Origin of the sequence: Ornithinibacillus gellani (genome assembly GCF_003730295.1) — a bacterium.
Classification (GTDB): Bacteria; Bacillota; Bacilli; order Bacillales; family Amphibacillaceae; genus Ornithinibacillus_A; species Ornithinibacillus_A gellani.
On the sequence record NZ_QTSZ01000047.1, the window covers coordinates 57,363 to 82,610 of the forward strand.

The following is a 25,248-nucleotide window of genomic DNA, read 5'->3' on the forward strand; positions in this document are numbered from 1 at the left end:
TTTCATTATAAGGTTGTCTACCATGCTATTTTTATCATATTGCAGCAGGCAAAGCAATTATTCTGCATGACCCTAAGAGGAAAGAGAATGGGAATGCTTACCTGAATATTCATGTTTATACCAAGCGGTGAGCATAATCATTCCACTAGCGATGAGCAGTGCACTCGTAACGAAAAATACTGCTGAAAATCCGAAATGACCAGATAAAACACCACCAAGTGCTGGACCAATAATATTTCCTAAAAAGCGTAGACTCGTATTGTAGCCAAGCACCTCACCTTGCATGGACAATGGCGCTTCCTGACGAATATAGGCAATCCGAAGTGGAATGATTCCACCGATAGCCACCCCGAGCAACAGCCGGAGAATAATAAGCTGCCATATATTCGTGACAAATGCGGCAGGAAAATAAACAATTCCAGCCATGAACAAAAGTACAATAAGTACCTTAATATAGCCAATGCGATCTCCAAGTTTACCTAGTCTGCGTGTCATAAGTAAATTACCAAGACCCGCAGCTGAAAAGGCCATACCTGAAAATAGTGCAATATTTTCCATGCCATTTAAATCAGCAACATAGAGCGATAGAATAGGCTGAATGCTGAAGTGTGCCACCTGCACGAGCATGGAAATTAGCATGACAATTAATAACACAGGATTTTTAGCTATATGCATGAATACTTCTTTACGCGTATAGCTCTTTTCATCTGCTTCATTCGTTTGAGCGAGCTTAAACTCTCGAATACCGAATGTCACAATGATGGCAGAAATAAATATTGTAATGGAAGTAAATTTAAAGGTTGCCGAGAATCCGTACATGTCGGCAAGCACGCCACCAATCATTGGTCCCATCAATGTACCAGTGATACTTCCTGTTTGAAGTGTGCCGAGCACCTTGCCGGCCACTTTGCTTGGCGTCTGGGTAGAAATCAGCGCCTGAGACATCGGGATAAACCCAGTAAATACACCGGTTGCTAATCGCAATAAAAAAAGCTGCCATACCGATGTGGCAAACCCCATAAGAAATACGGATAACCCGAGTCCAGTAGCGAAAATAATCAATAGTTTTTTACGACCGTACTTGTCGCCAAAACGACCCCAAATCGGCGCAAAAGCAAATGCAGCTACGAAAGTAATACCAAAAATCCATCCAGACCATGTTTGCACATATGCATCTGAGAAATTGCCAAATGTTTCTATATATAATGAAATAAAAGGCAATACCATGGTCATACTACCAGCGACAAAGAAATTGGCAAACCACATGATTACCAAATTCCGTTTTACTAAATCATCGTTTGTTTGAATACTAATTGAAAAAGCCTTCCTTCTGTACATATACTTCGATACCCTAAATATATCGAATCCCAATGAAAATCTAAAGTATTCTGCTCATAAAGCGTCTTGGCAGGATGAAGATATGAATGATCAGCCCTTAAGCACGCTTACATAAGTGTTGCAGTTACTTATAAACAAGTTTTTCCCCTCGCTTAAGTTTCGAGTGGAATTTTCAGCTGATTCTCTTGGATTTTTGCACTCGTCCATGGTTCGAGTTAAATTTTCATCAGGGTTTCGCTTATTTTTTGCACTCGCGCATGGTTCGAGTCAAAATTACGCACTGTATAGCTCTCATTTTTTCACTCGCGCGACTTTCCAGCTACATTGTAAACATAGGAAAATTTACAAAAAGCTGTTATAACGATAGGATAATATGCAATCGTAAAATCAATCCAAATTGGGGGTATTATCATGTATGAGCATAAATTTGTGAAGATTGAGCTTGCTGCCTTTACCTATAAACCAAAGGAGGACTATCACGAAATAGTGTATGCGCATGAGAAAGAGGGCTGGGAGCTGGTGCAAATTTTTGTGCCGGGAATTAAACAAGTCGGCTTACCAGATGTATTTGAATTGATTTTTAAACGAAAGATAAAAGAATAAGTAAACCATTCATCCGCACCTCAAGCGTTGATTCGGATGAATTGTCATGAATATAGATACCCCGTTGATGGGGAAGGGTTTGACGATGAAAAACGTATCCTCCTTAGTGAAAAAATAGTTGTTTTATCCTTTAATTGCTTTATAATTTAACGTATCATGTCCATGAAGTCTTGGACATATCTTATAGAGGGGTGCTCCGAATTCGGAAATCCGTATTGGACACCGTTATCACAAAGCGTTTGATCAACAATCTTTGCTGGCTCGTTCTTTTATAGATGGCGACAATGGTAAAAGCATGATCAAAGGCAAGAAAACGACGTATAAAAGGGGATATACCTATTATGAAACGAATATCAAAAATAACGATGATATGCTTATTGCTGCTTGGTATGCTGGCAGTCCCGGTTTCAGCTGTGCTTGCGGATGATGGGGATGGGAATTCGGGTAGTATCAATGAAAAGCTAGGTGTGCCGATTGCAGTATTTGGTGAAACATTAACAGATGAACAAAAAGAAGAAACCAGACAGATGCTGCGTATTTCCGGATCCGATGCCGTTGAGGAATTCACCGTAACTGGACAGGATGTATCTACTTATATTAATGGTAATCCGAATGCTCGTTTGTTTTCTTCCGCAAAAATTACGCGTGAAGAAAGTGGAAAAGGATTAAATATCAATATCGTTACACCGGAAAATATAACGGAAGTAACGAGTGAGATGTATGCCAATGCTTTGTTAACCGCAGGAGTGGAAGATGCGACAGTGGATGTAGCTTCCCCTGTAAAGGTAAGTGGCCATTCCGCATTAACTGGAATCTATAAGGCATATGATGTGACGGGTGTTGAGCTCGATAAAGAGCGTATGGAACTGGCAAATGAAGAATTAGATGTGGCAACTGATTTATCCAAAAAAGAGGGATTAAGTCAGGAAAAGGTTTCCGAGCTGCTGACAGAAATTAAAAAAGCTATTGCGGAGCAGAAACCAGCAACGAAGGAAGATGTCGAAAAAATTATTGAAGAGCAGCTGAATAAGCTGGAAATATCTTTAAGTGAAGCGGATCGCCAAATGCTAACGAATCTATTTGAGAAAATGCGTGATCTGGACATTGACTTTGGCAAGGTAAAAGATCAGCTGGAAGATCTTACAACGACAATTAAGGATAAAATGGATGAACTAGGCTTAGATGCAGGATTTTGGGAGAAAGTACAGAACTTTTTTAAAGAGTTATTCCAAAAACTAGCAGACCTATTTAAGTAATTCATTGACGTTCAACGAGGAATAATACTATGATGAAGGAGGCTCCTAAATGGAGCCTCTTTTGTTTATCCTATAATGGATTATCATGATGAATTAGCGGATGCAGTAAGCGCTCATCTTTCAACTAAAACGTATAAGAGAAAGGGATTGAGCAAGCAGGCTTCGTCCCAATCTAGAAAATGGAGCTGGAAGTATGGAAGCAACGAATAAACAATTTTCGCAGAAGTGGGCAATTACTTTATTTACGATTGGTGTTTTTATGGCAGGCTTGGATAATGGAATCATTAGCACTGCACTGACAACCATTAATGATTCTTTCCATGTATCTCCTTCCTGGGGGGCATGGTCGATTACGTTATATACACTTGGTATAGCCATAAGTGTGCCAATCATCGGCAAGTTATCCGATCGATATGGTCGTAGAAGATTATTTATCATAGAAATTGCTATCTTTGGTATTGGATCGTTGCTCGTTGCACTCAGTCCGAATTTTGTATTTTTGCTGATAGCAAGATTTATCCAATCCATTGGTGGGGGCGGAATTTTTATTATTGGTAGCTCACATATATTAACTACGTTACCGAAAAATAAGCAAGGAAAAGCACTGGGAATGCTTGGTGGGATGAATGGACTGGCAGCGGTGATTGGTCCAAACCTGGGTGCTGTCATATTGAATGTAACTGGATCGTGGCATTGGATGTTCCTCATTAATATTCCAATTGCAATCTTTTTGGTCGTGTTTGGCTACTATAAAATTCCAGAATCTAAGCCCGGCGAGGCAAAGCCAATGGATCTAAGGGGAACCATTTATTTATCCTTAGCTATTTTGGCATTCATGTATGGATTAACGAATATTGATGCGCTGCATTTGGTTGGAAGTTTGTTTGCGATGCAGGTTTTACCATTTTTGCTCATTGGCTTCATGCTATTTATCGTCTTGCTTGCCCATGAGAAAAAATTAGAAAGCATCGGTGGAGATCCGATTATTTCCTATACATTAATGAGGCAGTCGTCCTTTCAGTTAACCTTATTTCTCGGATTATTATCAGGCGGTTTTTTAGCAGGGATTATATTTATTCCGGCCTATGTCCAGCAGGTGTTACAGGTGCCAGTTGAAAATGCAGGTTACTGGTTAACCCCTCTTGCTGTGGCATCTGGTATTGGCGCTGGGCTTGGTGGTGTCTTGACCGATCGAATGGGAGCGGCGAAATCAATTATCATCGCTGGAATTGTTGGTTTAAGTGGTTTTATGCTATTTCCTTTTTGGGTATCCGGATTCCCATCTTTCTTTGTGGCAAGTGTACTGGCGGGAATTGGATTGGGCTTTCTGCTTGGTGCCCCACTAAATGTATTAGTTGGTGAGTGTGCAGGGGAGGATGGACAAGGCGCTGCACTTGGTACTTTATCATTGGTGCGGCAAATCGGCTTGACCCTGTTTCCTACATTATATGCCGGCTTTATGACGGGGGCTTTCAATCGAGTAGAATCAGCTGTAAATAATGAAATTGGTGAGCAAACGTTAGATTTGCCAGCTGCAGCACAGGATAACTATCAGCTTATACAGGAGCAGGTACAGCTTATTCAAGACCCACAAGTACGGAATCATGCAGCTGATATGATTGCTACTGTATTTAAATCGGGATTTTCACAAATGTTTATCACGACGGCAGTGCTTTCGTTTTGTGTACTGATGGCGGGAATTTATTTAACAAAAAAATCCAAGCTATAGTAAAAGAGACAAACCCAGTTTTTAACAATAAAATTGGGATTGTTATCATTCGGCGTATATATTTACCTACCAATGTCGCTAAATAAACAATTTTTTAACTTTTTGCCATTTAACAATTTCTAGAAAATTTATATCAAATGATATATCATGTAAAAACGGTGTAATATATTGAAATAACAAGGCTTTCACGAATGTTGTTTACCCGAATAATCTTATAATGAAACCACCATTTTGTGACTATTTCTAAAAAAGAGGATGCAAAATATGTCGAAAGGTTGTATAATGTTCAACACAGATAAATTTTATATAACACTAAATTATCTGAATAATTAAACGTACACCATGAGGAGGTTTATACGTATGAAGACAAAGAAATGGTCCCTGCTGGCAATTATGCTGTTGGCATTAGGGATGATTCTTGCTGCCTGCGGCGGTGGAGACGACAACAAAGATAAGGACAACGCGGGCAAAGAAGATAGTGGAAGCGAAGAGCTTGCAAAGGATCAGACACTTAATTTAAACATTAAGACAGAACCACCTACCCTTGATCCGGGTCTTGCAACAGATACGACTTCCTCAGCTGTTCTTTATCAGACTTTTGAGGGATTAATGCGTGTCGATCAAGAAGGCGAAGTAAAAGAAGCAATGGCGGAATCATATGAAGTATCTGATGATCAGCTGACTTATACTTTTAAAATTCGTGAAGATGCCAAGTGGTCAAATGGTGACCCAGTTACAGCTCAAGACTTTGAGTATGCGTGGAAATGGGTATTGAACCCAGATAACGCAGATGCAGACTATGCTTACCAGCTATATGTAATTAAAGGTGCACAAGCTGCAAAAGAAGACGAAGGTTCACTAGATGATGTAGGTGTGAAAGCAGAAGACGACCATACATTAGTTGTTACGCTTGAACAACCAACACCATACTTCCTAGAATTGACAGCTTTCTACACATACTACCCAATTAACCACAATGTTGCGGAAGAAAACGGTAAATGGGCATTGGAAGCTGGAGAAGATTACGTAACAAACGGTCCATTCCTAATGGAATCTTGGGCACATAAAGATAAAATTGTTCTAAAGAAAAATCCGGAATACTGGGATGCAGAGACAGTTAAATTAGAAACAGTTAATTTATACATGATTGATGATGAAAATACATCCTTGCAAATGTTTGAAAGAGGCGAGCTTGACTGGGCTGGTTCTCCAACAGATGCATTGCCTTTAGCTGCAATTCCTGCTAAGAAAGATGAAGGCAGCTTAAACATTTCACCGAATGCTGGTGTTTACTACTATGCATTCAATACAGAAGCAGAGCCTTTTGATAATGCAAACATTCGTAAAGCATTCTCTATGGCAATTAACCGTAAAGGTATTGTTGAGAATATAACAAAAGGGGAGCAGCAGCCAGCTATGGCATTGGTGCCACCTTCCATCTTTGAAGAAAATGAAAAAGGCTATTACGAAGATAATGACGTAGATGAAGCGAAAAAGTATTTGGAAAAAGGCTTGGAAGAGCTAGGCTTAGACAAGCTTCCAAAAGTGAAGCTTTCTATTAACACAAGTGAAGCACATGCTTCCATCGCACAGGCTATTCAAGATATGTGGAGAGAAAATCTTGGTGTCGATGTAGAATTGAATAACGAAGAGTGGAACGTATATTTGGATTCCCTAGGTGAAGGAAACTTCCAAATCGGACGTATGGGATGGAACGCAGACTTTAACGATGCGATCAACTTCCTTGAAATCTTTGAACATGTAGGTGGAAACAACTACACAAACTGGGAAAATGAAGAATATGCAGCATTGCTTGAAAAGTCTAGAACAGAAACTGATGAAGACGCGCGTAGAGATATTTTACGTCAGGCAGAAGAAATCTTCATGGATGAAATGCCTGTTGCACCAATCTATTTCTATACAAACGTGTGGTTGAATCAAGATTACGTAAAAGGTATTAACGTATCACCACTTGGTGGCATCCAGTTGAAATGGGGCTACGTAACAGAGCATTAATCCTTTTAAACCAATAGCAAATATAAGGTATATGGAGAAGTCCGTGTACCTTATATTGCTACTTTTTATTGTAATTTCTATCAGCTTGTGATCACTCCCCAATTTTCACTTCGGCCTGCATAAAGGCTGCTGTTTAACCATTCCCTCATTCTGATAAACTGCGATAAGTTTATTAGAAGGAGTAAATGGTTAGCCGATGAATCGTGTTTTTCCATACAAATAAAGAGACGATATATTCGGTTATTACTTGTAAGCAGGCGTGTGCGTACTTCGAATGAGAGGCAAGCAGCTATTGCGGCTAGCCGTCTTCTAACGAAAGTCCAGCGATGTGTGCTTCATTTTATTTAAGGAATACGGAGGTGCAAACCCTTGGCCAAATACTTATTAAAGCGGCTAGGTTATATTCTTGTATCATTGTTTTTTATTGTAACAATTACTTTTTTTCTCATGAAGGCTGCACCGGGCGGACCATTTGCGTCTGAGCGAAAGCTTCCGCCAGCAATTGAACAGCAAATGAATGAGGCATATGGCTTGAATGATCCAATCATTAAACAATATGGAGACTACTTGGTCAATGTTGTTAAATTTGATTTCGGACCATCCTTTAAATATACAGGCCAGGAAGTAAGTGACATTATTAAAAGAAGCTTTCCTTATTCTTTAATACTAGGTTTGGAAGCTATCTTTCTAGCATTAGCAGTTGGTGTGTTATTAGGTGTTGTTGCTGCGCTAAAGCATAATAAATTCGGTGATTATATCGCCATGGTGATAGCGGTGCTTGGTATATCAGTCCCAAGCTTTATCATGGCAACGATATTGCAATATATCTTTGCCATTAAACTGCAAGCATTGCCTGTAGCGCGGTTCGAATCCTTTGCTCACACGATATTGCCGGCAGTAGCACTTGCTACAACTCCGCTTGCATTTATCGCTCGACTAATGCGCTCCAGTATGCTGGAAGTTTTAAATGCAGATTATATTAAGACCGCTAAATCCAAGGGGATGAGCGAACGAGTCGTCACCTATAAACACGCATTGAGGAATGCTATTTTGCCAGTTGTATCCTATCTGGGACCACTTGTTGTCGGTATTTTAACTGGTAGTTTTATTATCGAGAAAATCTTTGGTATTCCTGGACTCGGTAACGAATTTGTCGTCAGTGTAACAAACCGTGACTATACCGTTATCATGGGTACGACAGTATTCTTTAGTGTCCTTTTACTATTTTCAATCTTGGTTGTTGACCTAATTTATGGTCTAGTTGACCCTCGCATCAAAGTGACAGACGGAGGTGGGAAGGAATAATGGAGCAGTTGAAGTTGAATAACGCTGATTTCGAACCGATTTCAGATAAGAAATTTGACACAGAAAAGATCGCCGGTGAAAGTACCTCCTACTGGAAGGATGCTTGGCGCCGCTTTCGTAAAAATAAACTAGCATTAGCAGGTGTTGTTATTATTATCCTGCTGGGAATTATGTCATTTGCAGGTGGCCCGATTTCGGGTCAAAACTATTATCAAAATGATTTGATGAATGCTAACCAAAAACCTTCCGCCGAGCACTGGTTTGGGACGGATAACCTTGGTCGTGACGTGTTTGCTAGAACATGGTATGGAGCAAAAATTTCCTTGTTCATCGGGCTAATGGCCGCCCTGATTGACCTTATCATTGGGATTATTTGGGGAGCTGTTGCCGGTTTCTTCGGTGGCAAGGTGGATGAATATATGATGCGGATTGCCGACATTTTATATGGCGTGCCGTATTTATTGGTCGTTATTTTATTGATGGTTATTATGCCTCCTGGTTTATGGACGCTCATTATCGCGATGACCATTACCGGGTGGATTAACATGGCAAGGATTGTACGTGGACAAGTAATGCAGCTGCGTTCGGAGGAATATGTGATGGCATCACAATCATTAGGTGCCAGCAATTCTCGTCTGTTGTTTAGACATTTGGTTCCAAACACGATGGGACCGATTCTTGTTACCCTGACTTTAACGATTCCAAGTGCTATTTTTACCGAGGCTTTTCTAAGCTTCCTCGGACTTGGTGTACCGGCTCCTTTAGCGAGTTGGGGTACCATGTCATCTGATGCACTCGGATCTTTACAATACTACCCATTCCAGCTATTCTTCCCAGCCTTCTTTATTTGCCTAACGATGCTGGCATTTAACGTAATTGGAGATGGTATGCGAGATGCACTGGATCCGAAGGGACGCTAGAACGGCGCAATCAACAAGGGGATGATACTTGTTGAGAAAGGAGAACGTAAGTGATGAAAAAATTACTGGAAGTGAAAGATCTTTCCGTTTCATTTGATACATTTGCTGGCGAAGTGAAAGCCATTCGCGGCGTAACCTTTGATCTGGATAAAAACGAAACACTCGCCATTGTTGGTGAGTCTGGCTCTGGTAAAAGTGTTACAGCGCAATCACTCATGCGTCTGATTCCGATGCCTCCAGGCAAGTTTACTGGTGGATCCATCCATTTTGAGGGAGAGGACCTGACGCAGAAATCAGAAAAACAAATGGAATCCATTCGGGGACAGGAAATTAGTATGATTTTCCAAGACCCGATGACATCCTTAAACCCGACCATGACTGTTGGGAAACAAATCGCTGAGGGCCTAATCAAGCACCAGAACATGTCTAAAAAAGCTGCGCATGACCGTGGAATTGAACTCTTGAAGCTTGTAGGTATTCCTAACCCAGAAGCGCGGATTAAACAATATCCACACCAATATTCCGGTGGTATGCGTCAACGTGCCATGATTGCAATTGCACTTGCTTGTAATCCAAAAATCTTGATTGCTGACGAACCTACGACAGCATTGGATGTAACCATTCAAGCACAAATTCTGGACTTAATGCGTGAACTTCAGGAAAAAACCGGAACAGCCATTATTTTAATTACCCATGACCTGGGTGTAGTGGCAAATGCTGCTAGTCGTGTTGCGGTTATGTACGGTGGAAAGATTGTTGAAACCGGTAATGTGGATGAGATTTTTTACAATCCAAAACATCCATATACATGGGGATTACTAGGCTCCATGCCAAAGCTGGATAATGAGGATGAAGAATTACAGGCCATCCCAGGGTCACCGCCAGACCTTTTGGATCCACCGAAAGGCTGCCCGTTCGTAACACGTTGTCCGTATGCGATGAAGGTATGTGAAAATCATATGCCTGAATATACAGAGCTATCGGATACGCAGAAAACTGCTTGCTGGCTTCTGGATGAACGTGCACCTAAGGTTGACCCACCGGAATCTGCAAAAGTGGGAGGCTCGAAGGTACATGGATAATCGTGAGAAACTATTAGAAATTAAGGATTTAAAGAAACACTTCAAGATTGATCGTTCGAATGTGTTGAAAGCGGTCGATGGAATTTCCTTTGATATTTTCAAGGGAGAAACCTTTGGACTTGTTGGAGAATCTGGTTGCGGTAAATCAACTGCAGGTAGAACCATCATGCGTTTATATGAAGCGACAGCTGGAGAGGTTAATTTTCATGGTGAAAATGTCCATGCAAAAAAATCAAAAAAAGAGCTGAAGCAGTTTAACCAGCGTATGCAGATGATTTTCCAGGATCCATATGCATCCTTGAACCCCCGCATGACAGTAAAGGATATCATTGCGGAGGGAATCGATATTCATGGCTTGGTTAACACGAAAAAAGAACGAACTGAACGCGTAAACCAACTATTGGAAACGGTAGGCCTGAACACAGAACATGGTAACCGTTACCCACATGAATTTAGTGGTGGTCAACGTCAGCGTATCGGAATTGCCCGTGCATTGGCGGTTAATCCCGATTTTATCGTTGCTGATGAGCCTATTTCAGCATTGGACGTTTCCATTCAGGCGCAGGTTGTAAACCTTTTGAAACGACTGCAAAAAGAACATGGCCTCACCTATTTATTTATTGCCCATGACCTATCCATGGTAAAGCATATAAGTGATCGCGTTGGGGTAATGTATCTAGGAAGCATGGCAGAAATTGCTACGAGTGATGAATTGTATGCAGAACCTTTGCACCCATATACACAGGCATTGCTCAGCGCCATCCCACTAGCAGATCCGGAAGTGGAACGCTCCAGAGAACGAATTATCGTTGAAGGTGACGTACCAAGTCCTATCAATCCGCCAAGTGGTTGCCGTTTCCGTACGAGATGTCCATTTGCAACCGATATTTGTGCACAAGCCGTACCTGAATTTAAAGAACATAAAAAAGGCCACTGGGTAGCATGTCATTTATATGATGAAAAATATAAAGACAATTTTCCAGCAGCCCAAAAATAAAAAGTATAGATAGAATGATAGAGATGTTTCCAAGCGATGAACCTCGCAAGGAAACATCTCTTTTTATTTGGCAAAAATAGGGTCGAACGAACATCCGTTAAAAAATCAGAGTAGAGTTGCTGGAAATTGGATGAAGGAGTCTGAACTGTCAAAAGATCCTAGTCCGAACGCCGGAAACTAAACGGTAGCAGCTGAACCGTCAAAAAATCCTGGTCCGAACGCCGGAAACTAAACGGAAGCGGCTGAATCGTCAAAAAATGCTAACCCGAACGCTGAAAACTAAACGAAAGCAGCCGAACCGTCAAAAAATCCTGGTCCGAACGCTGGAAACTAAACGAAAACAGCTGAACCGTCAAAAAGTCGATACCTGAAAGCCGGAAACTAAACGAAAGCATCGGAACCTTCCATGTAATCCAGTTGGGATATCCAACTACCCTTTTCGTATAAACTTTTTGCTAGAATCTAAGGAAGCTGCACTACTTCATCAGGAAAATCACTCCCCAAAAGGTTAATCTATGAAAGAATTGTCGTTTTATCTTGACAGCAATTACCTTCCCCTACAAGGAGCAAAAGAAAGGTTTCCTCAAAATGTAATAGAGAAACGTATGCTAGAAGGTTTTACAAAACTAGAAAAAAATAGTTGATGCAAATTTTTTGAATTCATAGTATAATGAACGACAAGGAAAGTTGATAGATAATTCATTCTTTCCTAAAAAATAAAAAAGTATTAATAGGAGGGTCAATACGTATGAATTGGAAGAAGTGGTCATTGCTTCTGGCACTTGTATTTGCCTTAAGTCTTGTCTTGACTGCATGTGGTGGAGACAAGGATGATGGCAAGGATAAAGAAGAAGGAAATGGAACAGAGCAAACAGATAATGGCAAGGACGGCGAAGCAAGTGATGGCGAGGAAAACCTGGCAGCCGATCAGACGTTAGACGTAAATATTAAGTCAGAACCACCATCCTTACACCCAGGTATGGCATCTGACACGACCTCTGGTGCAGTGCTGAATAACGTATTTGAAGGTTTGGCACGCGTGAACCAAGAAGGTGAAGTGGAAAAGGCAATGGCAGAGGACTGGGAAGAGTCCGATGATTTGTTAACGTATACATTTAAGATTCGTGAAGATGCTAAGTGGTCCAATGGTGACCCAGTAACTGCACATGATTTTGAATATGCTTGGAAATGGGTTTTGGATCCGAATAATGCGGATACAGACTATGCTTACCAGCTTTATGTTATCAAGGGAGCGGAGGATGCTAAAGAAAATGGCGGCTCTTTAGATGATGTTGGTGTAAAAGCAGAAGATGATCATACTCTAGTCGTTGAGCTAGAACAACCAACTCCATATTTCTTGGAGCTGACAGCTTTCTATACTTACTTCCCAGTTAACCATAATGTGGTTGATGGAAATGATAAATGGGCAAACGAAGCTTCAGAGGAATACGTAACAAACGGCCCATTCTTGTTTGATTCTTGGGCACATAAAGACCAAATTGTATTAAAAAAGAACCCAGAATACTGGGATGCTGATACAGTTAAACTAGAAACAGTTAACATGTATATGATTGATGAGGAAGATACTGCAAAATCCATGTACGACCAAGGCGAATTGGACTGGCTTGGATCTCCAACAGATTCCATTCCATTAGCTGCAATCCCATCTTTGAAGGATGAAGGCGTATTAAATATTTCACCACAAGCTGGTGTTTATTACTACGCATTTAATACAGAAGAATCACCTTTTGATAACGTGAATATCCGTAAGGCGTTCGCATTGGCAATTAACCGTCAAGGAATTGTAGACAACATTACAAAAGGGGAGCAACAGCCAGCAATGGCACTCGTTCCACCTTCCATCTTTGAATCTAACAACGAAGGTTACTTCAAAGATAATGATGTTGAAAAAGCGAAAGAATATCTAGAAGAAGGTTTGAAAGAATTAGGTCTGGATAAACTTCCAAAGGTTAAGCTTTCTTACAACACAAGTGAAGCGCACGGAGCAATTGCTCAGGCTGTTCAGGACATGTGGAGAGAGAATTTGGAAGTCGATGTTGAGTTGAACAACGAAGAGTGGAACGTTTACCTGGATTCCATGGGTGCAGGTAACTTCCAGGTTGGTCGTATGGGTTGGGTAGCTGACTTTAACGACGCAATTAACTTTATCGAGATCTTCCAGTCCGTTGGTGGAAACAACTATACGAATTGGGAAGATGAAGAATATGCAGAGCTGATCGAGAAGTCACGCGTGGAAACGGATGACGCAGCTCGTGAAGAATTGCTTCACAAAGCAGAGGACATTTTTATGGATGCAATGCCTATTGCGCCAGTTTACTTCTATACAAACGTATGGGTAAACAAAGAAAATGTTAAAAATATTGAAGTATCACCACTTGGTGTGATTCAGTACAAGTGGGGCTATATTGTAGAAGAATAAGATTGCGATAATAAGTGAATCAAATAGAGGCTGGAACAGAACCGGGCAAGTCTGCTAAATAGAAAGACAATTTGCTTTGGAAATCAATCACATATTTTGTGAGAACCATAAGTAGATAAAGCTGCTTGGCAACATAAAAGAAAGCACATGGTCTTAATGGCCATTGGACTAACTTTCATGTAGCCAAGCGAGCTAATCTATCGTTCGTATATTTCCGATGCAGTTAATTGTTGTTTTATTCTAGCATGATTATGGGGATGCTCCAGTCTTTATCTTGATGTTTGTTAAAAGTGAATCTGCTTTTCCAATACTGCGACTGGATAATCGTAAAAAGGTAGTTGGGGTGAATGATCTTCACTCCTTTTTTAAAGTGAAGAATGCGTTTGGGTATGAAAAGTATATCAAATTATTGGGAAATGGTGTTATTGGATAGGAATGAATGAATTGTAGATTTGGAGGTGCGAACATATGGCCAGATATCTTTTAAAAAGAATTGGCTTTATTCTTATTTCCCTGTTTTTTATCATTTCCATCACATTTATCTTGATGAAGGCTGCTCCAGGTGGTCCTTTTGCTTCGGAACGAAAACTACCGCCTGCCATTGAACAGCAAATGAATGAGGCATATGGTTTGAACGATCCAATCTATAAGCAATATGCGGATTACCTCATTAACGCAGTGAAATTTGATTTTGGTCCGTCATTTAAATATACCGGACAAGAAGTAACAGATATTATTTCCAGGAGCTTACCCTATTCCCTCATTTTAGGGCTGGAAGCAATATTTTTAGCACTTTCAATTGGGGTCTTACTTGGGGTAATTGCGGCACTAAATCATAATAAATTTGGTGATTATATTGCGATGGTTATTGCGGTACTCGGAATCTCAGTACCGAGTTTTATCATGGCCACAATTTTACAATATATATTTGCGATTAAACTGCAGGCACTGCCTGTGGCACGGTTTGAATCATTTGCCCACACAATATTGCCAGCAGTAGCACTTGCGACGACACCACTTGCATTTATCGCAAGGCTCATGCGCTCCAGTATGCTTGAAGTGCTGCATGCGGACTATATAAAGACCGCAAAATCGAAAGGTCTAAATGATCGTGTTGTTACATATAGGCATGCACTTCGAAATGCAATTATGCCGGTGGTATCTTACCTGGGGCCACTCGTTGTGGGGATTTTAACAGGTAGCTTTATTATTGAGAAGATTTTTGGTATTCCAGGGCTCGGAAATGAGTTTGTTGTAAGCGTTACAAATCGTGATTATACCGTAATTATGGGCACAACCGTATTCTTTAGTGTGTTGCTGCTCGTCTCCATCTTAGTAGTCGATTTAATTTATGGATTTATTGATCCGCGAATTAAGTTGTCTGGAAAGGGGAGTAAATAAACCATGCAGCGAACAGAAATTAAACAGTCTGATTTTGAAGCACTCCCATTAGATCGTATGGATGCGGAAAAAATTGCTGGTGAAAGTACTTCTTATTGGAAAGATGCTTGGCGCAGATTCCGAAAAAATAAATTAGCACTTGCAGGTGTCGTAGTTATTATTTTACTCGGTATCATGGCATTTATTGGTGGTCCAATTTCTGGCCAAAACTATTATCAAAATGATTTGATGAATGCCAACCAAAAGCCTTCATCTGAGCATTGGTTTGGTACAGATAACCTGGGAAGAGATGTATTTGCACGAACGTGGTATGGTGCTAAAATCTCTTTATTTATTGGTTTAATGGCTGCACTAATAGACTTGATTATTGGGATTATTTGGGGAGCAGTCGCAGGTTTTTTCGGCGGTAAAGTGGACGAATATATGATGCGAATTGCAGATATTCTATACGGTGTTCCGTATTTACTGGTCGTTATCCTTTTAATGGTTATTATGCCACCAGGTCTGTGGACACTCATCATTGCGATGACGATAACAGGATGGATTAACATGGCGAGGATTGTGCGGGGACAGGTTATGCAGCTTCGCTCAGAGGAATATGTGATGGCATCTCAATCATTAGGTGCGAGTAATTCACGACTCATGTTCCGGCATTTGGTGCCAAACACGATGGGTCCTATCTTGGTAACACTTACTTTAACGATTCCAAGTGCTATTTTTACCGAGGCATTTCTAAGCTTCCTTGGGCTCGGTGTACCGGCGCCACTGGCTAGTTGGGGAACCATGTCATCTGATGCACTCGGTTCGTTGCAGTATTATCCGTTTCAATTATTTTTCCCGGCATTCTTTATTTGTTTAACGATGCTGGCATTTAACGTTATTGGTGACGGAATGCGAGATGCATTGGATCCGAAAGGGCGCTAATAACTGAAAGGGATGTTGTAGAAAGGAGCGCATAGCAGTGAAAAAATTATTGGAAGTAAAAGATCTATCCATATCTTTTGATACGTATGGAGCTGAAGTACAAGCAGTTAGAAATATTTCCTTTCATTTAGATGAAAAAGAAACATTGGCAATCGTTGGAGAGTCAGGTTCTGGGAAAAGTGTAACCGCACAATCCTTGATGCGCCTTGTGCCGATGCCTCCTGGGAAATTTGTTGGTGGTTCCATCATTTTTGATGGGGAGGATATCACGCAAAAGTCAGAGAAACAAATGGAATCGATTCGAGGAAAAGATATTAGTATGATATTTCAGGACCCGATGACTTCATTGAATCCAACGATGACAGTTGGTAAGCAAATAGCTGAAGGTCTTATCAAACACCAAAATCTTTCCAAAAAAGCAGCGCATGACCGTGGTGTAGAATTGTTGAAGCTCGTAGGTATCCCAAATCCTGAAGCACGTATAAAGCAATATCCACATCAATATTCAGGTGGAATGCGGCAAAGAGCAATGATTGCTATTGCGCTTGCCTGTAATCCTAAAATATTAATTGCGGATGAACCAACAACGGCATTGGACGTTACAATCCAAGCACAAATATTGGATTTAATGCGTGAATTACAGGACAAGACAGGAACCGCTATTATTCTTATTACCCATGACTTAGGAGTTGTAGCGAATGCAGCAAGTCGTGTGGCAGTAATGTATGGTGGGAAAATTGTCGAAACAGGTACAGTAGATGAAATTTTTTACAATCCAAAGCATCCATATACATGGGGACTACTGGGCTCTATGCCGAAATTAGACGCGGAAGGGGAGGAACTTCAAGCCATTCCTGGTTCACCACCAGATTTAGCGGATCCCCCAAAAGGCTGTCCATTTGTCACACGTTGTCCCTATGCAATGAAAGTCTGTGAACAGCATATGCCGGACTATAAAGAATTATCTTCCACACAAAAAACAGCTTGTTGGTTATTGGATGAACGTGCACCAGATGTTGAGCCGCCAGAATCAGCAATCGTAGGGGGGACAGAGGTTCATGGCTGAAACAAGAGAAAAACTGCTGGAAATAAAAAATTTAAAAAAGCATTTTAGAATTGATCGCAAGCACACATTACGAGCGGTTGACGGTATTTCTTTTGATATTTACCGTGGTGAAACCTTTGGACTCGTAGGTGAATCTGGTTGCGGTAAATCAACTGCGGGCAGAACCATATTAAGATTGTACGATGCTTCCGATGGTGAAGTGAAGTTTCATGGCGAGAATGTTCACGCCAGAAAGTCAAAAAAAGAATTAAAAAGTTTTACACGCAGCATGCAGATGATTTTTCAGGATCCATATGCTTCTCTCAATCCGAGAATGACTGTAAAGGATATTATTGCTGAAGGCATTGATATACATGGCTTAGCTAAGAATAAGAAAGAGCGGACAGAACGAGTAAACAGCCTATTAAAAACAGTAGGTCTAAATACAGAACACGGAAATCGTTACCCTCATGAATTTAGTGGTGGTCAGCGTCAGCGAATTGGTATTGCACGGGCATTAGCAGTTGACCCTGATTTTATCGTGGCGGATGAACCAATCTCAGCATTGGATGTATCCATTCAAGCACAAGTCGTAAATTTACTCAAACGACTGCAAAAGGATCATGGACTCACTTACTTATTTATTGCCCATGACCTTTCCATGGTGAAGCATATTAGTGATCGCGTAGGCGTGATGTATCTTGGAAATATGGCGGAAATTGCAACAAGTAAAGAATTATATGAAAACCCGATGCATCCGTATACCCAAGCATTACTTAGTGCGATACCACTTGCAGACCCTGAAGTAGAACGTACAAGAGAGCGGATCATTGTTGAGGGAGATGTACCAAGCCCAATCAGCCCTCCAAGTGGATGCCGGTTCCGAACAAGGTGTCCATTTGCAACGGACATTTGTGCGAAGGTAGTACCTGAATTTCAAGAATATAAGAAGGAACATTGGGTAGCCTGTCATCTTTATGATGAACGGTATGCAGATCAAATGAAACAATAGAGGTAAGATGAAAAAAAGAAACTACCTACTCTAGTATGCTAGATGACAGGGAGTTTCTTTTCCTATGTAAACCCTACTAGCAGCAGGCGTAAATAACAAATTATTATTAGAATGGAAAAAATAGACTTGAAATCTAGTACAACTTTCACTTATAATAAGATTCGCACGATAATTGTAAACGCTTACAGGTTTTTCGTTGCTTTTAAATGATGAATGTCGGTTAAAACATTTAAAATTGTTATGGTACAAGACTGTAAAACAGGTAAATTGTCATACATCACATAAAAAGATGTAAAAAGGACTGGTTAATTAGACATGGGGCTGTGAAGCCTTGAAACTGCTATATTTGTCTATAAATCGCGCCATGTTCAATTCGGGGCGGGCATCCAAAAATGTAAAAAAGACCTTGTAAAGTTACAGAAAATAATATATACTTTAAAAAATTGCTATTATATTACAGTCTCGTGTCAGATGATTAACAATACATAAATTAACCGTAAATTGTTGGAATTTTTAAAGAAAGAAAACAATTTGCTTCATTTTTGGAGAGGGGGAGAGCAGTTGACAACAAAGCATCAAGACACCAATCTGCTCAAAGTTGAAAATTTACATACAGGTTTCTTTATAAATAATGAATTACATAATGCAGTAGCGGGTGTCAGTTTTGACGTGAAAAGAAAAGAAGTTGTCTGTGTCGTAGGGGAATCTGGTTGTGGTAAGAGTGTTATGAGTTTGTCCATTATGAAACTACTACCTGAAATGAACTCTAAAATAAGTGACGGAGAAATTCTTTTTGAAGGTAATGACCTAGTGAAAAAGTCGGATAAGCAAATGCGAAAGGTCCGGGGTAAGGATATCGCAATGATATTCCAGGAGCCAATGACGGCATTAAACCCGGTTTTTACTATTGGTTATCAATTGCAAGAAGTATTATTTAACCATATGAAAATTTCTAAGAAAGCAGCGAGAGAGCGTGCAATTGAACTATTAAAAGAAGTCGGAATATCCCGACCAGAGAGAATTATTGATGAATACCCACATCAGCTATCTGGTGGTATGAGGCAAAGGGTTATGATTGCTATGGCAATAGCTATTCACCCTAAATTACTCATTGCGGATGAACCAACGACTGCACTAGATGTAACAGTTCAAGCGCAAATTCTAGATCTTTTGAAGGATATCCAAGAAAAAGAAGATATGGCAATCATGTTAATTACCCATGATCTTGGTGTTGTAGCAGAAATGGCAGACCGTGTTCTTGTCATGTATGCAGGACAAATAGTGGAATCTGGAGTAGTTACGGAGCTATTTGCGAATCCGTCACATCCATATACCGAATCCTTGCTGCAAAGTATACCAAGAATGGATGAAGTGACAGATAAGCTAAATACAATTGGAGGGGTTGTTCCTTCTTTAGAAAATATGCCTAAAGTCGGGTGTCGTTTTGCTGACAGATGTCCTAAAGCATTTGGAGATTGTACGAAGATCACCCCACAGCTTGCTGATGTTGGAAATGGACATCAAACTCGATGCCTTCTTTATGATGCTTGCTACCCAGATAAGACCTCGAAAAAGGAGGAAGTAAAGCAATGACCAAGCAATTGGATACCGTGAAAGAACCTAAACAGGAAACGAAAGATGACGTTCTTGTTGACATTATAAATTTAAAGAAATATTATCCCGTTCATGCTGGATTCTTCAAGAGGAAGGTTGGAGATGTGAAGGCGGTTGATGATATTTCTATATCCTTAAAACGAGGAGAAACTTTTGGACTTGTTGGTGAATCCGGCTGCGGTAAGTCTACTGCAGGAAGAACAATTTTAAGATTAACGGACGTTACAGAAGGAAAAATTATTTTTGATGGCAATGATATAACGAAACTTAGTGGAGCTAAACTGCGTAAATTTCGCGAAAAGTTTCAGATGGTGTTTCAAGATCCATATGCATCTTTAAATACAAAAATGATGGTTGGACATATCGTAGATGAACCTTTACGAAACTTTTATAAAAAATCTAGTAAACAATTGAAGCCGGAAGTGATGGCATTATTAAACCGGGTTGGACTACGCGAAAGTGACTATTATAAATATCCCCATGAATTTTCAGGTGGGCAAAGACAAAGAATTGGAATTGCAAGAGCATTGGCATTGAAACCGCAACTAATTATTGCGGATGAGCCAGTCAGTGCATTGGATGTTTCCATTCAGTCACAGGTTCTAAATCTTTTAAAAGAACTACAAGATGAATTTAATTTGACTTATTTATTTATTGCGCATGACCTAAGTGTTGTGAAGCATATGAGTGATAGAATCGGCGTAATGTATCTTGGTAATATGGTTGAGGTTGGAGATAACGAAGAAATATATAAGGAGCCGCTGCATCCTTATACCCAAGCACTTATCTCCGCAATACCAGAACCAGATCCAACACTAAAAAAGGAACGCATCGTCTTGCAAGGAGATGTTCCTAGTCCTCAAAACCCACCTTCTGGTTGTGTATTCCATACACGCTGTCCGGTGGCTATGCCTAAATGTAAGGAAATTGTTCCACAATTGAAGGAGGTGAGGCCTAACCATCAGGTCGCATGTCTCTTATATGATGAGGATTAAATTTAAATTACAATATTAAAGGGGGAAATTTTGTTGAACAAGAAATTATGGTTTTTACTAGTATTACTTTTGTCGCTAGTACTAGCACTAGGCGCTTGCTCTAGTTCTTCAGGTGATGGCGATGATAAGGGCAAAGATGATGGCAAGACAGAAGACACGAATAAAGGTGATGACGGTGAAGCTGCTGATGGGGAGCCGCAAGAAGGTGGAACATTGGTTTATGCGCTTGACTCAGCACCAGACGGTGTTTTCAACATCAACTTCTATGGTACTGCAACAGATGCAGAGGTAATTGGTTTCTTTGATGATGGTCTAATTAAGTATGATGATGAATTAAAGCCAGTACCTAATATTGCTGAATGGGAAACAGACGATAATAAAGTATTTACTTTTAAGTTTAAAGAAGGCGTAAAATGGCATAACGGTGAAGAATTAACCGTTGATGATTGGGTATTTGCTTTGGAAACAATCGCACATCCTGATTATGATGCATCCCGCTATGCAAACGTAAAAAATATTGAAGGTGCAGAGGCTTTCCATGAAGGTGAGGCAGACAGCATCTCCGGTTTGAAAGTTGTAAATGATTATGAAATTGAAATTACATTTGATAAAGCACGTGTAAACAACTTGGAAAACCTATGGACATATCCTATGTCTCGTAAAGAATTTGAAGGCGTGGAAGTAGCTGACATGTCTGAATCCGAACAGGTTCGTACAAATCCAGTTGGAACAGGTCCATTTAAAGTAACAAAGATTGTTCCAGGTGAATCTATTCAGTTTGAAGCTTTTGAAGATTATTGGCAAGGTAAACCACATATCGATAGCATTGTTTTGAAAGTTATCGATCCTAGTCTAGTTGTTGAGGAACTAAGAGGTGGTACGCTCGATATGACTGCATTCCACCCAAGTAACTATGAAGAAATTAATGCTTTGGACAATGCTGAAGTACTGCGTGCTCCGGGTCTAAGCTACTATTATGTTGGATTTAGACTGGGATCGTACGATGGTAAGAAAGCAACAATGGATTATGAAAAATATCAGAACCAAGATCTACGTCTTGCAATGGCACACGCTATTGATCGTGAAGCTTGGATTGATGAGTATTTCTACGGTCTAGGTGAATCTTTGAACCGTGTTGTACCTTCTGCACACTGGATCGCTGCAGATGATGCAGATCTCGAAAATCATTTCGAATTTGATCCTGAATTAGCAAAACAGATCTTGGAAGATGCTGGTTACGTGGATACAGACGATGATGGTTTCCGTGAGGATCCAGACGGTAATAAATTTGTTGTTAAGTTCAGTCACTATGCAACAGATAACCCAGACTTTGAAGCACGTGCAAAAGCGTTGACGCAGTACTGGAATGATGTTGGATTGGAAACAGAACTTGAAATGACTGACTCTGGTTTGTATTATCCACTTCTGGAAGAAGGGGACGATAGCATGGAAGTCTTCTTCGGTGGTTGGTCAACTGGAGCAGATCCAGACCCGACAGCACTATGGCAGTCTGATATGGTTTGGAACTTCCCACGTTGGGTTGATGAAGAAAATGACCAGCTAATGGAAGATGCTTTGGATATCGAAATTGTTGGTACAGACCAAGATAAGCGTAAAGAACTTTACGTTGAATGGCAGCAGAATATCAATGAATTCATTCCAATGATTCCAGTTGCTGAATTGGAAGAAGTTCTAGCTATCAGCTCACGACTTCAGAACGTAACCATGGATGTATCTGGTACAAACAGTCCACATGAGTGGTGGATTCAACAATAAAGACTAATTAACTTACGTTGCGAATGAATGACGTAATAAGATAAGGAGTACTGCATTATGTTGAAATACAGCCTTAGAAGAATTTTAGGCATGATTCCAATGTTGATCCTTATCTCCATTGTGGTATTTACCCTGGCAAAGCTTATGCCAGGGGATGCCCTCAGTGGAGAAATTGATCCGACCAACACAAACCCAGAGTATATTGAAAACATGCGCGAGAAACTTGGTTATAATGATCCTTATTATAAACAATACATACGTTGGATTACGGACTTTGCTCAAGGTGACTTCGGAAAGTCGGTTCGGTATAAAACGAAGGTTTCATCCATCATCGCTGAAAAACTTCCAAATACGATCTTCCTTGGAGTTGCCTCACTAGTTATTACATATATTTTGGCATTTATTATGGGAATTTATGCTGGTAGAAAGCCATATACACTTGGTGACCATGCCATTGGTGGTTTCAACTATTTTGGATTGGCAATCCCGTCCTTTGTTGCTGGTGTTTTTGCTATTTATCTGTTTTCCTTTAAATTAGGCTGGTTTCCATCCAATGGTTCCGTAGACATTATGGTCCAGGAGGGAACATTGGAATATTGGCTTAGCAGGATTCATCATGTAATTTTACCTGCACTCGTGCTTGGCATGCTCAGTACTGCCAGTTACACACAGTTTTTAAGGAATGATATCATCGAAAATAGCAGAAAAGACTTTGTTCGTACGGCAAAGGCAAAAGGAACGTCGCAAAGTAAGATTTATAATGTCCATATTTTGCGTAACTCCATCATTCCACTCGTAACGTTTCTTGGCTTTGATATCGTATCCATCATTGGTGGTGCAGTCATTACAGAAACTATCTTTACATATCCAGGTATTGGACAGTTGTTCTTAACCTCCGTACAGGCAAGAGACTATTCTGTTTTGATGGCAATTACCATGATGTTTTCATGTCTTGTTCTTGTAGGGAATTTAGTCGCTGATATATTATACGGAATTGTGGATCCGCGGATCCGTCTGGAATAGAGAGGAGGAACATCATGAATGCGGTTGAAAGAACAGAAGTAAAGCAACCTAGAACAAATGCCTCTCCATGGGCAATTGCACGCAGGAAATTTTTGAAAAATAAGCTTGCCATGACTAGTTCCGCCTTTCTCTTGATTGTAATTATTCTATCCTTTTTGGCACCTTATATTACAACAGTAGACATTAGTCGAGTAAATGTTGGCTATTCAGGTTTGCCACCCTCATCGGAAAATTGGCTAGGAACTGATACAAGTGGCAGAGATGTATTTACTAGGTTACTTTATGGTGGTAGGGTGTCCTTAACAGTTGGGATGTCTGTAACAGCGATTGTAATTTTTATTGGAACATTAATTGGTTCCGTAGCTGGCTATTTTGGTGGATTTGTAGATTCTGTCTTGATGCGCTTCACAGATTTTATTTTAAACTTCCCATTTTTGATTTTTGTTATCGTACTAAATGCGATTTTATTCAATAAGGTATCGGGTGTGTGGGTACTTATTGCAACCATTAGTGTGCTAAGTTGGGGAGGAATAGCCCGAATTGTCCGTAGTAAAATTTTAGCAGAAAAAGAGAATGAATATATTCTTGCAGCGCAATCTATTGGAACCCCTGCTTCAAAAATTATCGTAAAGCACCTTCTTCCTAACGTGCTTTCGGTTATTATTGTACAGGCTACCTTAACATTTGCGGGAATGATTATTGCAGAGGCTGGACTAAGTTTCCTAGGTTTTGGGGTACCACAAGAAGTACCGAGCTGGGGTAACATGCTGTCGTCTGCTAATAAGTCAGATGTACTCCAAAATAAACCGTGGATTTGGATGCCACCCGCAACCATTATTACAATTACCATTCTTTCCATTAACTTTATTGGGGAAGGTTTGAAGGATGCCTTTAACCCACGTTCATTTAAATAAAACGCTGTATGTTGATGTAATGAAGGCTAGCCCTCTATATCAACATGCAGTTTTTTAATTTTCACTCACAGATTAAACACCCATTTCAAGTCGATTGAAATGGGTGTTCTAAATCGTAACGTTAAGCTGAAATTTTATATCAATTATCTTCCTCTACTTGTTTTTCCACATGCTGCACTTCCACACCTACTTGTTCTAATGCAGTTTGGATTCGACCGCGGTACATACGAAGTTCATCATTAAATGGATATTCAATCGTTTTACCGTTTTTTAACTTTACCTCCATATAGGATAACTTTTTCACATAACCAGTAACCTCTGATATAAAGGATACTCCTTGCATATCTGACCAAGCATATAATTCTTCATTGGTACCGGTAAGTGAACTTTGATGTATCCCTTGGTCATTAAAGTAATAATACTGATTAACTGCCATGCCAATCGCAATTAATGAAGGAATCGTAATGGACATCATCCCCCAAGTTTTCCAATTCTCTTTTCGAGATTCCATTTTACTGAGTATGTATGCAGTAATACAAAAAATAGCACCAATTATAGCGACTGCAACCCCTACAATAATGTAGCTAGTTATCGGGGCCTGAAATAGCCAAAAACTGTCTTCTGGTCGATAAAATATGTCTTGACCAATTGTGATCACTAAGAACGGTACAAAGGTGCTGGATAGTAAAACAATAATACCAATTACCAGAAAATAGATTGCATAATCTGATGGTTCTTTCTTTCTAAACAATTGATTCCCCTCCATTCTTCAAAAAAAGTATTAAATGAGTGCTTTTAAAAAAGAAAAAATAAACTTGGTCTCGGTATTTAAAACTCGAATAGATTCATCCACTTTTC

Annotated in this window: 21 protein-coding genes; 19 read left to right on the forward strand and 2 right to left on the reverse strand. The window is 40.1% G+C overall.

Annotated elements, in window-relative coordinates:
• Positions 1–72: 72 nt before the first annotated feature.
• On the reverse strand, positions 73–1,338 hold the full coding sequence (locus DX933_RS13900; RefSeq protein ID WP_190279530.1) for an MFS transporter: 1,266 nt from the start codon (positions 1,336–1,338) through the stop codon (positions 73–75).
• 411 nt (positions 1,339–1,749) lie between these two features.
• On the opposite strand from DX933_RS13900, the gene DX933_RS13905 reads away from it, so the two are divergent.
• From DX933_RS13905 to opp4C, 19 genes are all read left to right on the forward strand, one after another.
• Entirely contained in the window at positions 1,750–1,941 is a 192-nt protein-coding gene (locus tag DX933_RS13905; protein WP_123317035.1) for a DUF4177 domain-containing protein, read from the forward strand.
• Positions 1,942–2,282: 341 nt separating this feature from the next.
• Positions 2,283–3,197 (forward strand): DUF1002 domain-containing protein, encoded by a 915-nt coding sequence (locus tag DX933_RS13910; RefSeq protein ID WP_123317036.1) that lies wholly within the window; start codon positions 2,283–2,285, stop codon positions 3,195–3,197.
• A 193-nt stretch (positions 3,198–3,390) separates the two neighbouring features.
• Positions 3,391–4,926 carry an MFS transporter gene (locus DX933_RS13915; RefSeq protein ID WP_123317037.1) on the forward strand — a complete coding sequence of 512 codons (1,536 nt, stop codon included), beginning with the start codon at positions 3,391–3,393 and terminating at the stop codon, positions 4,924–4,926.
• 360 nt (positions 4,927–5,286) lie between these two features.
• Complete coding sequence (locus DX933_RS13920; RefSeq protein ID WP_123317038.1) at positions 5,287–6,942, forward strand: peptide ABC transporter substrate-binding protein; 1,656 nt, start codon at positions 5,287–5,289, stop codon at positions 6,940–6,942.
• A 369-nt stretch (positions 6,943–7,311) separates the two neighbouring features.
• Positions 7,312–8,247, forward strand: coding sequence for an ABC transporter permease (locus DX933_RS13925; RefSeq protein ID WP_123317039.1), 936 nt, complete (start codon positions 7,312–7,314; stop codon positions 8,245–8,247).
• The gene (locus DX933_RS13930; protein ID WP_123317040.1) at positions 8,247–9,167 is read left to right on the forward strand and encodes an ABC transporter permease; all 921 of its coding nucleotides are present in this window, start codon (positions 8,247–8,249) and stop codon (positions 9,165–9,167) included. Before DX933_RS13925 ends, DX933_RS13930 begins: the two co-directional genes overlap by 1 nt.
• 53 nt (positions 9,168–9,220) lie before the next feature.
• Positions 9,221–10,249, forward strand: a complete 1,029-nt coding sequence (locus tag DX933_RS13935) for an ABC transporter ATP-binding protein (RefSeq protein WP_123317041.1) — start codon at positions 9,221–9,223, stop codon at positions 10,247–10,249.
• Positions 10,242–11,246 (forward strand): ABC transporter ATP-binding protein, encoded by a 1,005-nt coding sequence (locus DX933_RS13940; protein ID WP_123317042.1) that lies wholly within the window; start codon positions 10,242–10,244, stop codon positions 11,244–11,246. Before DX933_RS13935 ends, DX933_RS13940 begins: the two co-directional genes overlap by 8 nt.
• A gap of 748 nt (positions 11,247–11,994) precedes the next feature.
• Positions 11,995–13,686, forward strand: a complete 1,692-nt coding sequence (locus DX933_RS13945; protein ID WP_123317043.1) for a peptide ABC transporter substrate-binding protein — start codon at positions 11,995–11,997, stop codon at positions 13,684–13,686.
• A 274-nt stretch (positions 13,687–13,960) separates the two neighbouring features.
• A complete protein-coding gene (locus DX933_RS18500) occupies positions 13,961–14,119 on the forward strand; it encodes a hypothetical protein (RefSeq protein ID WP_190279531.1) in 159 nt (52 codons plus the stop codon).
• Positions 14,120–14,154: 35 nt separating this feature from the next.
• Positions 14,155–15,087, forward strand: coding sequence for an ABC transporter permease (locus tag DX933_RS13950; protein WP_123317044.1), 933 nt, complete (start codon positions 14,155–14,157; stop codon positions 15,085–15,087).
• Positions 15,088–15,090: 3 nt separating this feature from the next.
• Positions 15,091–16,011 carry an ABC transporter permease gene (locus DX933_RS13955; RefSeq protein WP_123317045.1) on the forward strand — a complete coding sequence of 307 codons (921 nt, stop codon included), beginning with the start codon at positions 15,091–15,093 and terminating at the stop codon, positions 16,009–16,011.
• 37 nt (positions 16,012–16,048) lie between these two features.
• Positions 16,049–17,077 (forward strand): ABC transporter ATP-binding protein, encoded by a 1,029-nt coding sequence (locus DX933_RS13960; RefSeq protein WP_123317046.1) that lies wholly within the window; start codon positions 16,049–16,051, stop codon positions 17,075–17,077.
• The gene (locus DX933_RS13965) at positions 17,070–18,068 is read left to right on the forward strand and encodes an ABC transporter ATP-binding protein (RefSeq protein ID WP_123317047.1); all 999 of its coding nucleotides are present in this window, start codon (positions 17,070–17,072) and stop codon (positions 18,066–18,068) included. Before DX933_RS13960 ends, DX933_RS13965 begins: the two co-directional genes overlap by 8 nt.
• A 561-nt stretch (positions 18,069–18,629) precedes the next feature.
• On the forward strand, positions 18,630–19,661 hold the full coding sequence (locus DX933_RS13970) for an ABC transporter ATP-binding protein (protein ID WP_123317048.1): 1,032 nt from the start codon (positions 18,630–18,632) through the stop codon (positions 19,659–19,661).
• Entirely contained in the window at positions 19,658–20,677 is a 1,020-nt protein-coding gene (locus DX933_RS13975; RefSeq protein WP_123317049.1) for an ABC transporter ATP-binding protein, read from the forward strand. Before DX933_RS13970 ends, DX933_RS13975 begins: the two co-directional genes overlap by 4 nt.
• A 33-nt stretch (positions 20,678–20,710) precedes the next feature.
• Positions 20,711–22,453, forward strand: a complete 1,743-nt coding sequence (gene opp4A, locus DX933_RS13980; RefSeq protein WP_123317050.1) for an oligopeptide ABC transporter substrate-binding protein — start codon at positions 20,711–20,713, stop codon at positions 22,451–22,453.
• A gap of 57 nt (positions 22,454–22,510) precedes the next feature.
• Entirely contained in the window at positions 22,511–23,476 is a 966-nt protein-coding gene (gene opp4B, locus DX933_RS13985; protein ID WP_123317051.1) for an oligopeptide ABC transporter permease, read from the forward strand.
• 14 nt (positions 23,477–23,490) lie between these two features.
• On the forward strand, positions 23,491–24,390 hold the full coding sequence (opp4C, locus tag DX933_RS13990; protein WP_123317052.1) for an oligopeptide ABC transporter permease: 900 nt from the start codon (positions 23,491–23,493) through the stop codon (positions 24,388–24,390).
• Between the two features lie 139 nt (positions 24,391–24,529).
• Here opp4C and DX933_RS13995 read toward each other — a convergent pair whose 3' ends face one another.
• A complete protein-coding gene (locus DX933_RS13995) occupies positions 24,530–25,141 on the reverse strand; it encodes a G protein-coupled receptor family protein (RefSeq protein WP_123317053.1) in 612 nt (203 codons plus the stop codon).
• Positions 25,142–25,248 lie beyond the last annotated feature (107 nt).

Coding starts and splice junctions, on each gene's coding strand:
- opp4C (WP_123317052.1), top strand. CDS start 23,491: ATGAATGCGGTTGAAAGAACAGAAGTAAAGCAACCTAGAACAAATGCC.
- DX933_RS13950 (WP_123317044.1), top strand. CDS start 14,155: ATGGCCAGATATCTTTTAAAAAGAATTGGCTTTATTCTTATTTCCCTG.
- DX933_RS13935 (WP_123317041.1), top strand. CDS start 9,221: ATGAAAAAATTACTGGAAGTGAAAGATCTTTCCGTTTCATTTGATACA.
- DX933_RS13930 (WP_123317040.1), top strand. CDS start 8,247: ATGGAGCAGTTGAAGTTGAATAACGCTGATTTCGAACCGATTTCAGAT.
- DX933_RS13920 (WP_123317038.1), top strand. CDS start 5,287: ATGAAGACAAAGAAATGGTCCCTGCTGGCAATTATGCTGTTGGCATTA.
- DX933_RS13955 (WP_123317045.1), top strand. CDS start 15,091: ATGCAGCGAACAGAAATTAAACAGTCTGATTTTGAAGCACTCCCATTA.
- DX933_RS13965 (WP_123317047.1), top strand. CDS start 17,070: ATGGCTGAAACAAGAGAAAAACTGCTGGAAATAAAAAATTTAAAAAAG.
- DX933_RS13910 (WP_123317036.1), top strand. CDS start 2,283: ATGAAACGAATATCAAAAATAACGATGATATGCTTATTGCTGCTTGGT.
- DX933_RS13945 (WP_123317043.1), top strand. CDS start 11,995: ATGAATTGGAAGAAGTGGTCATTGCTTCTGGCACTTGTATTTGCCTTA.
- DX933_RS13915 (WP_123317037.1), top strand. CDS start 3,391: ATGGAAGCAACGAATAAACAATTTTCGCAGAAGTGGGCAATTACTTTA.
- DX933_RS13940 (WP_123317042.1), top strand. CDS start 10,242: ATGGATAATCGTGAGAAACTATTAGAAATTAAGGATTTAAAGAAACAC.
- opp4B (WP_123317051.1), top strand. CDS start 22,511: ATGTTGAAATACAGCCTTAGAAGAATTTTAGGCATGATTCCAATGTTG.
- DX933_RS13975 (WP_123317049.1), top strand. CDS start 19,658: ATGACCAAGCAATTGGATACCGTGAAAGAACCTAAACAGGAAACGAAA.
- DX933_RS13905 (WP_123317035.1), top strand. CDS start 1,750: ATGTATGAGCATAAATTTGTGAAGATTGAGCTTGCTGCCTTTACCTAT.
- DX933_RS13900 (WP_190279530.1), bottom strand. CDS start 1,338: ATGTACAGAAGGAAGGCTTTTTCAATTAGTATTCAAACAAACGATGAT.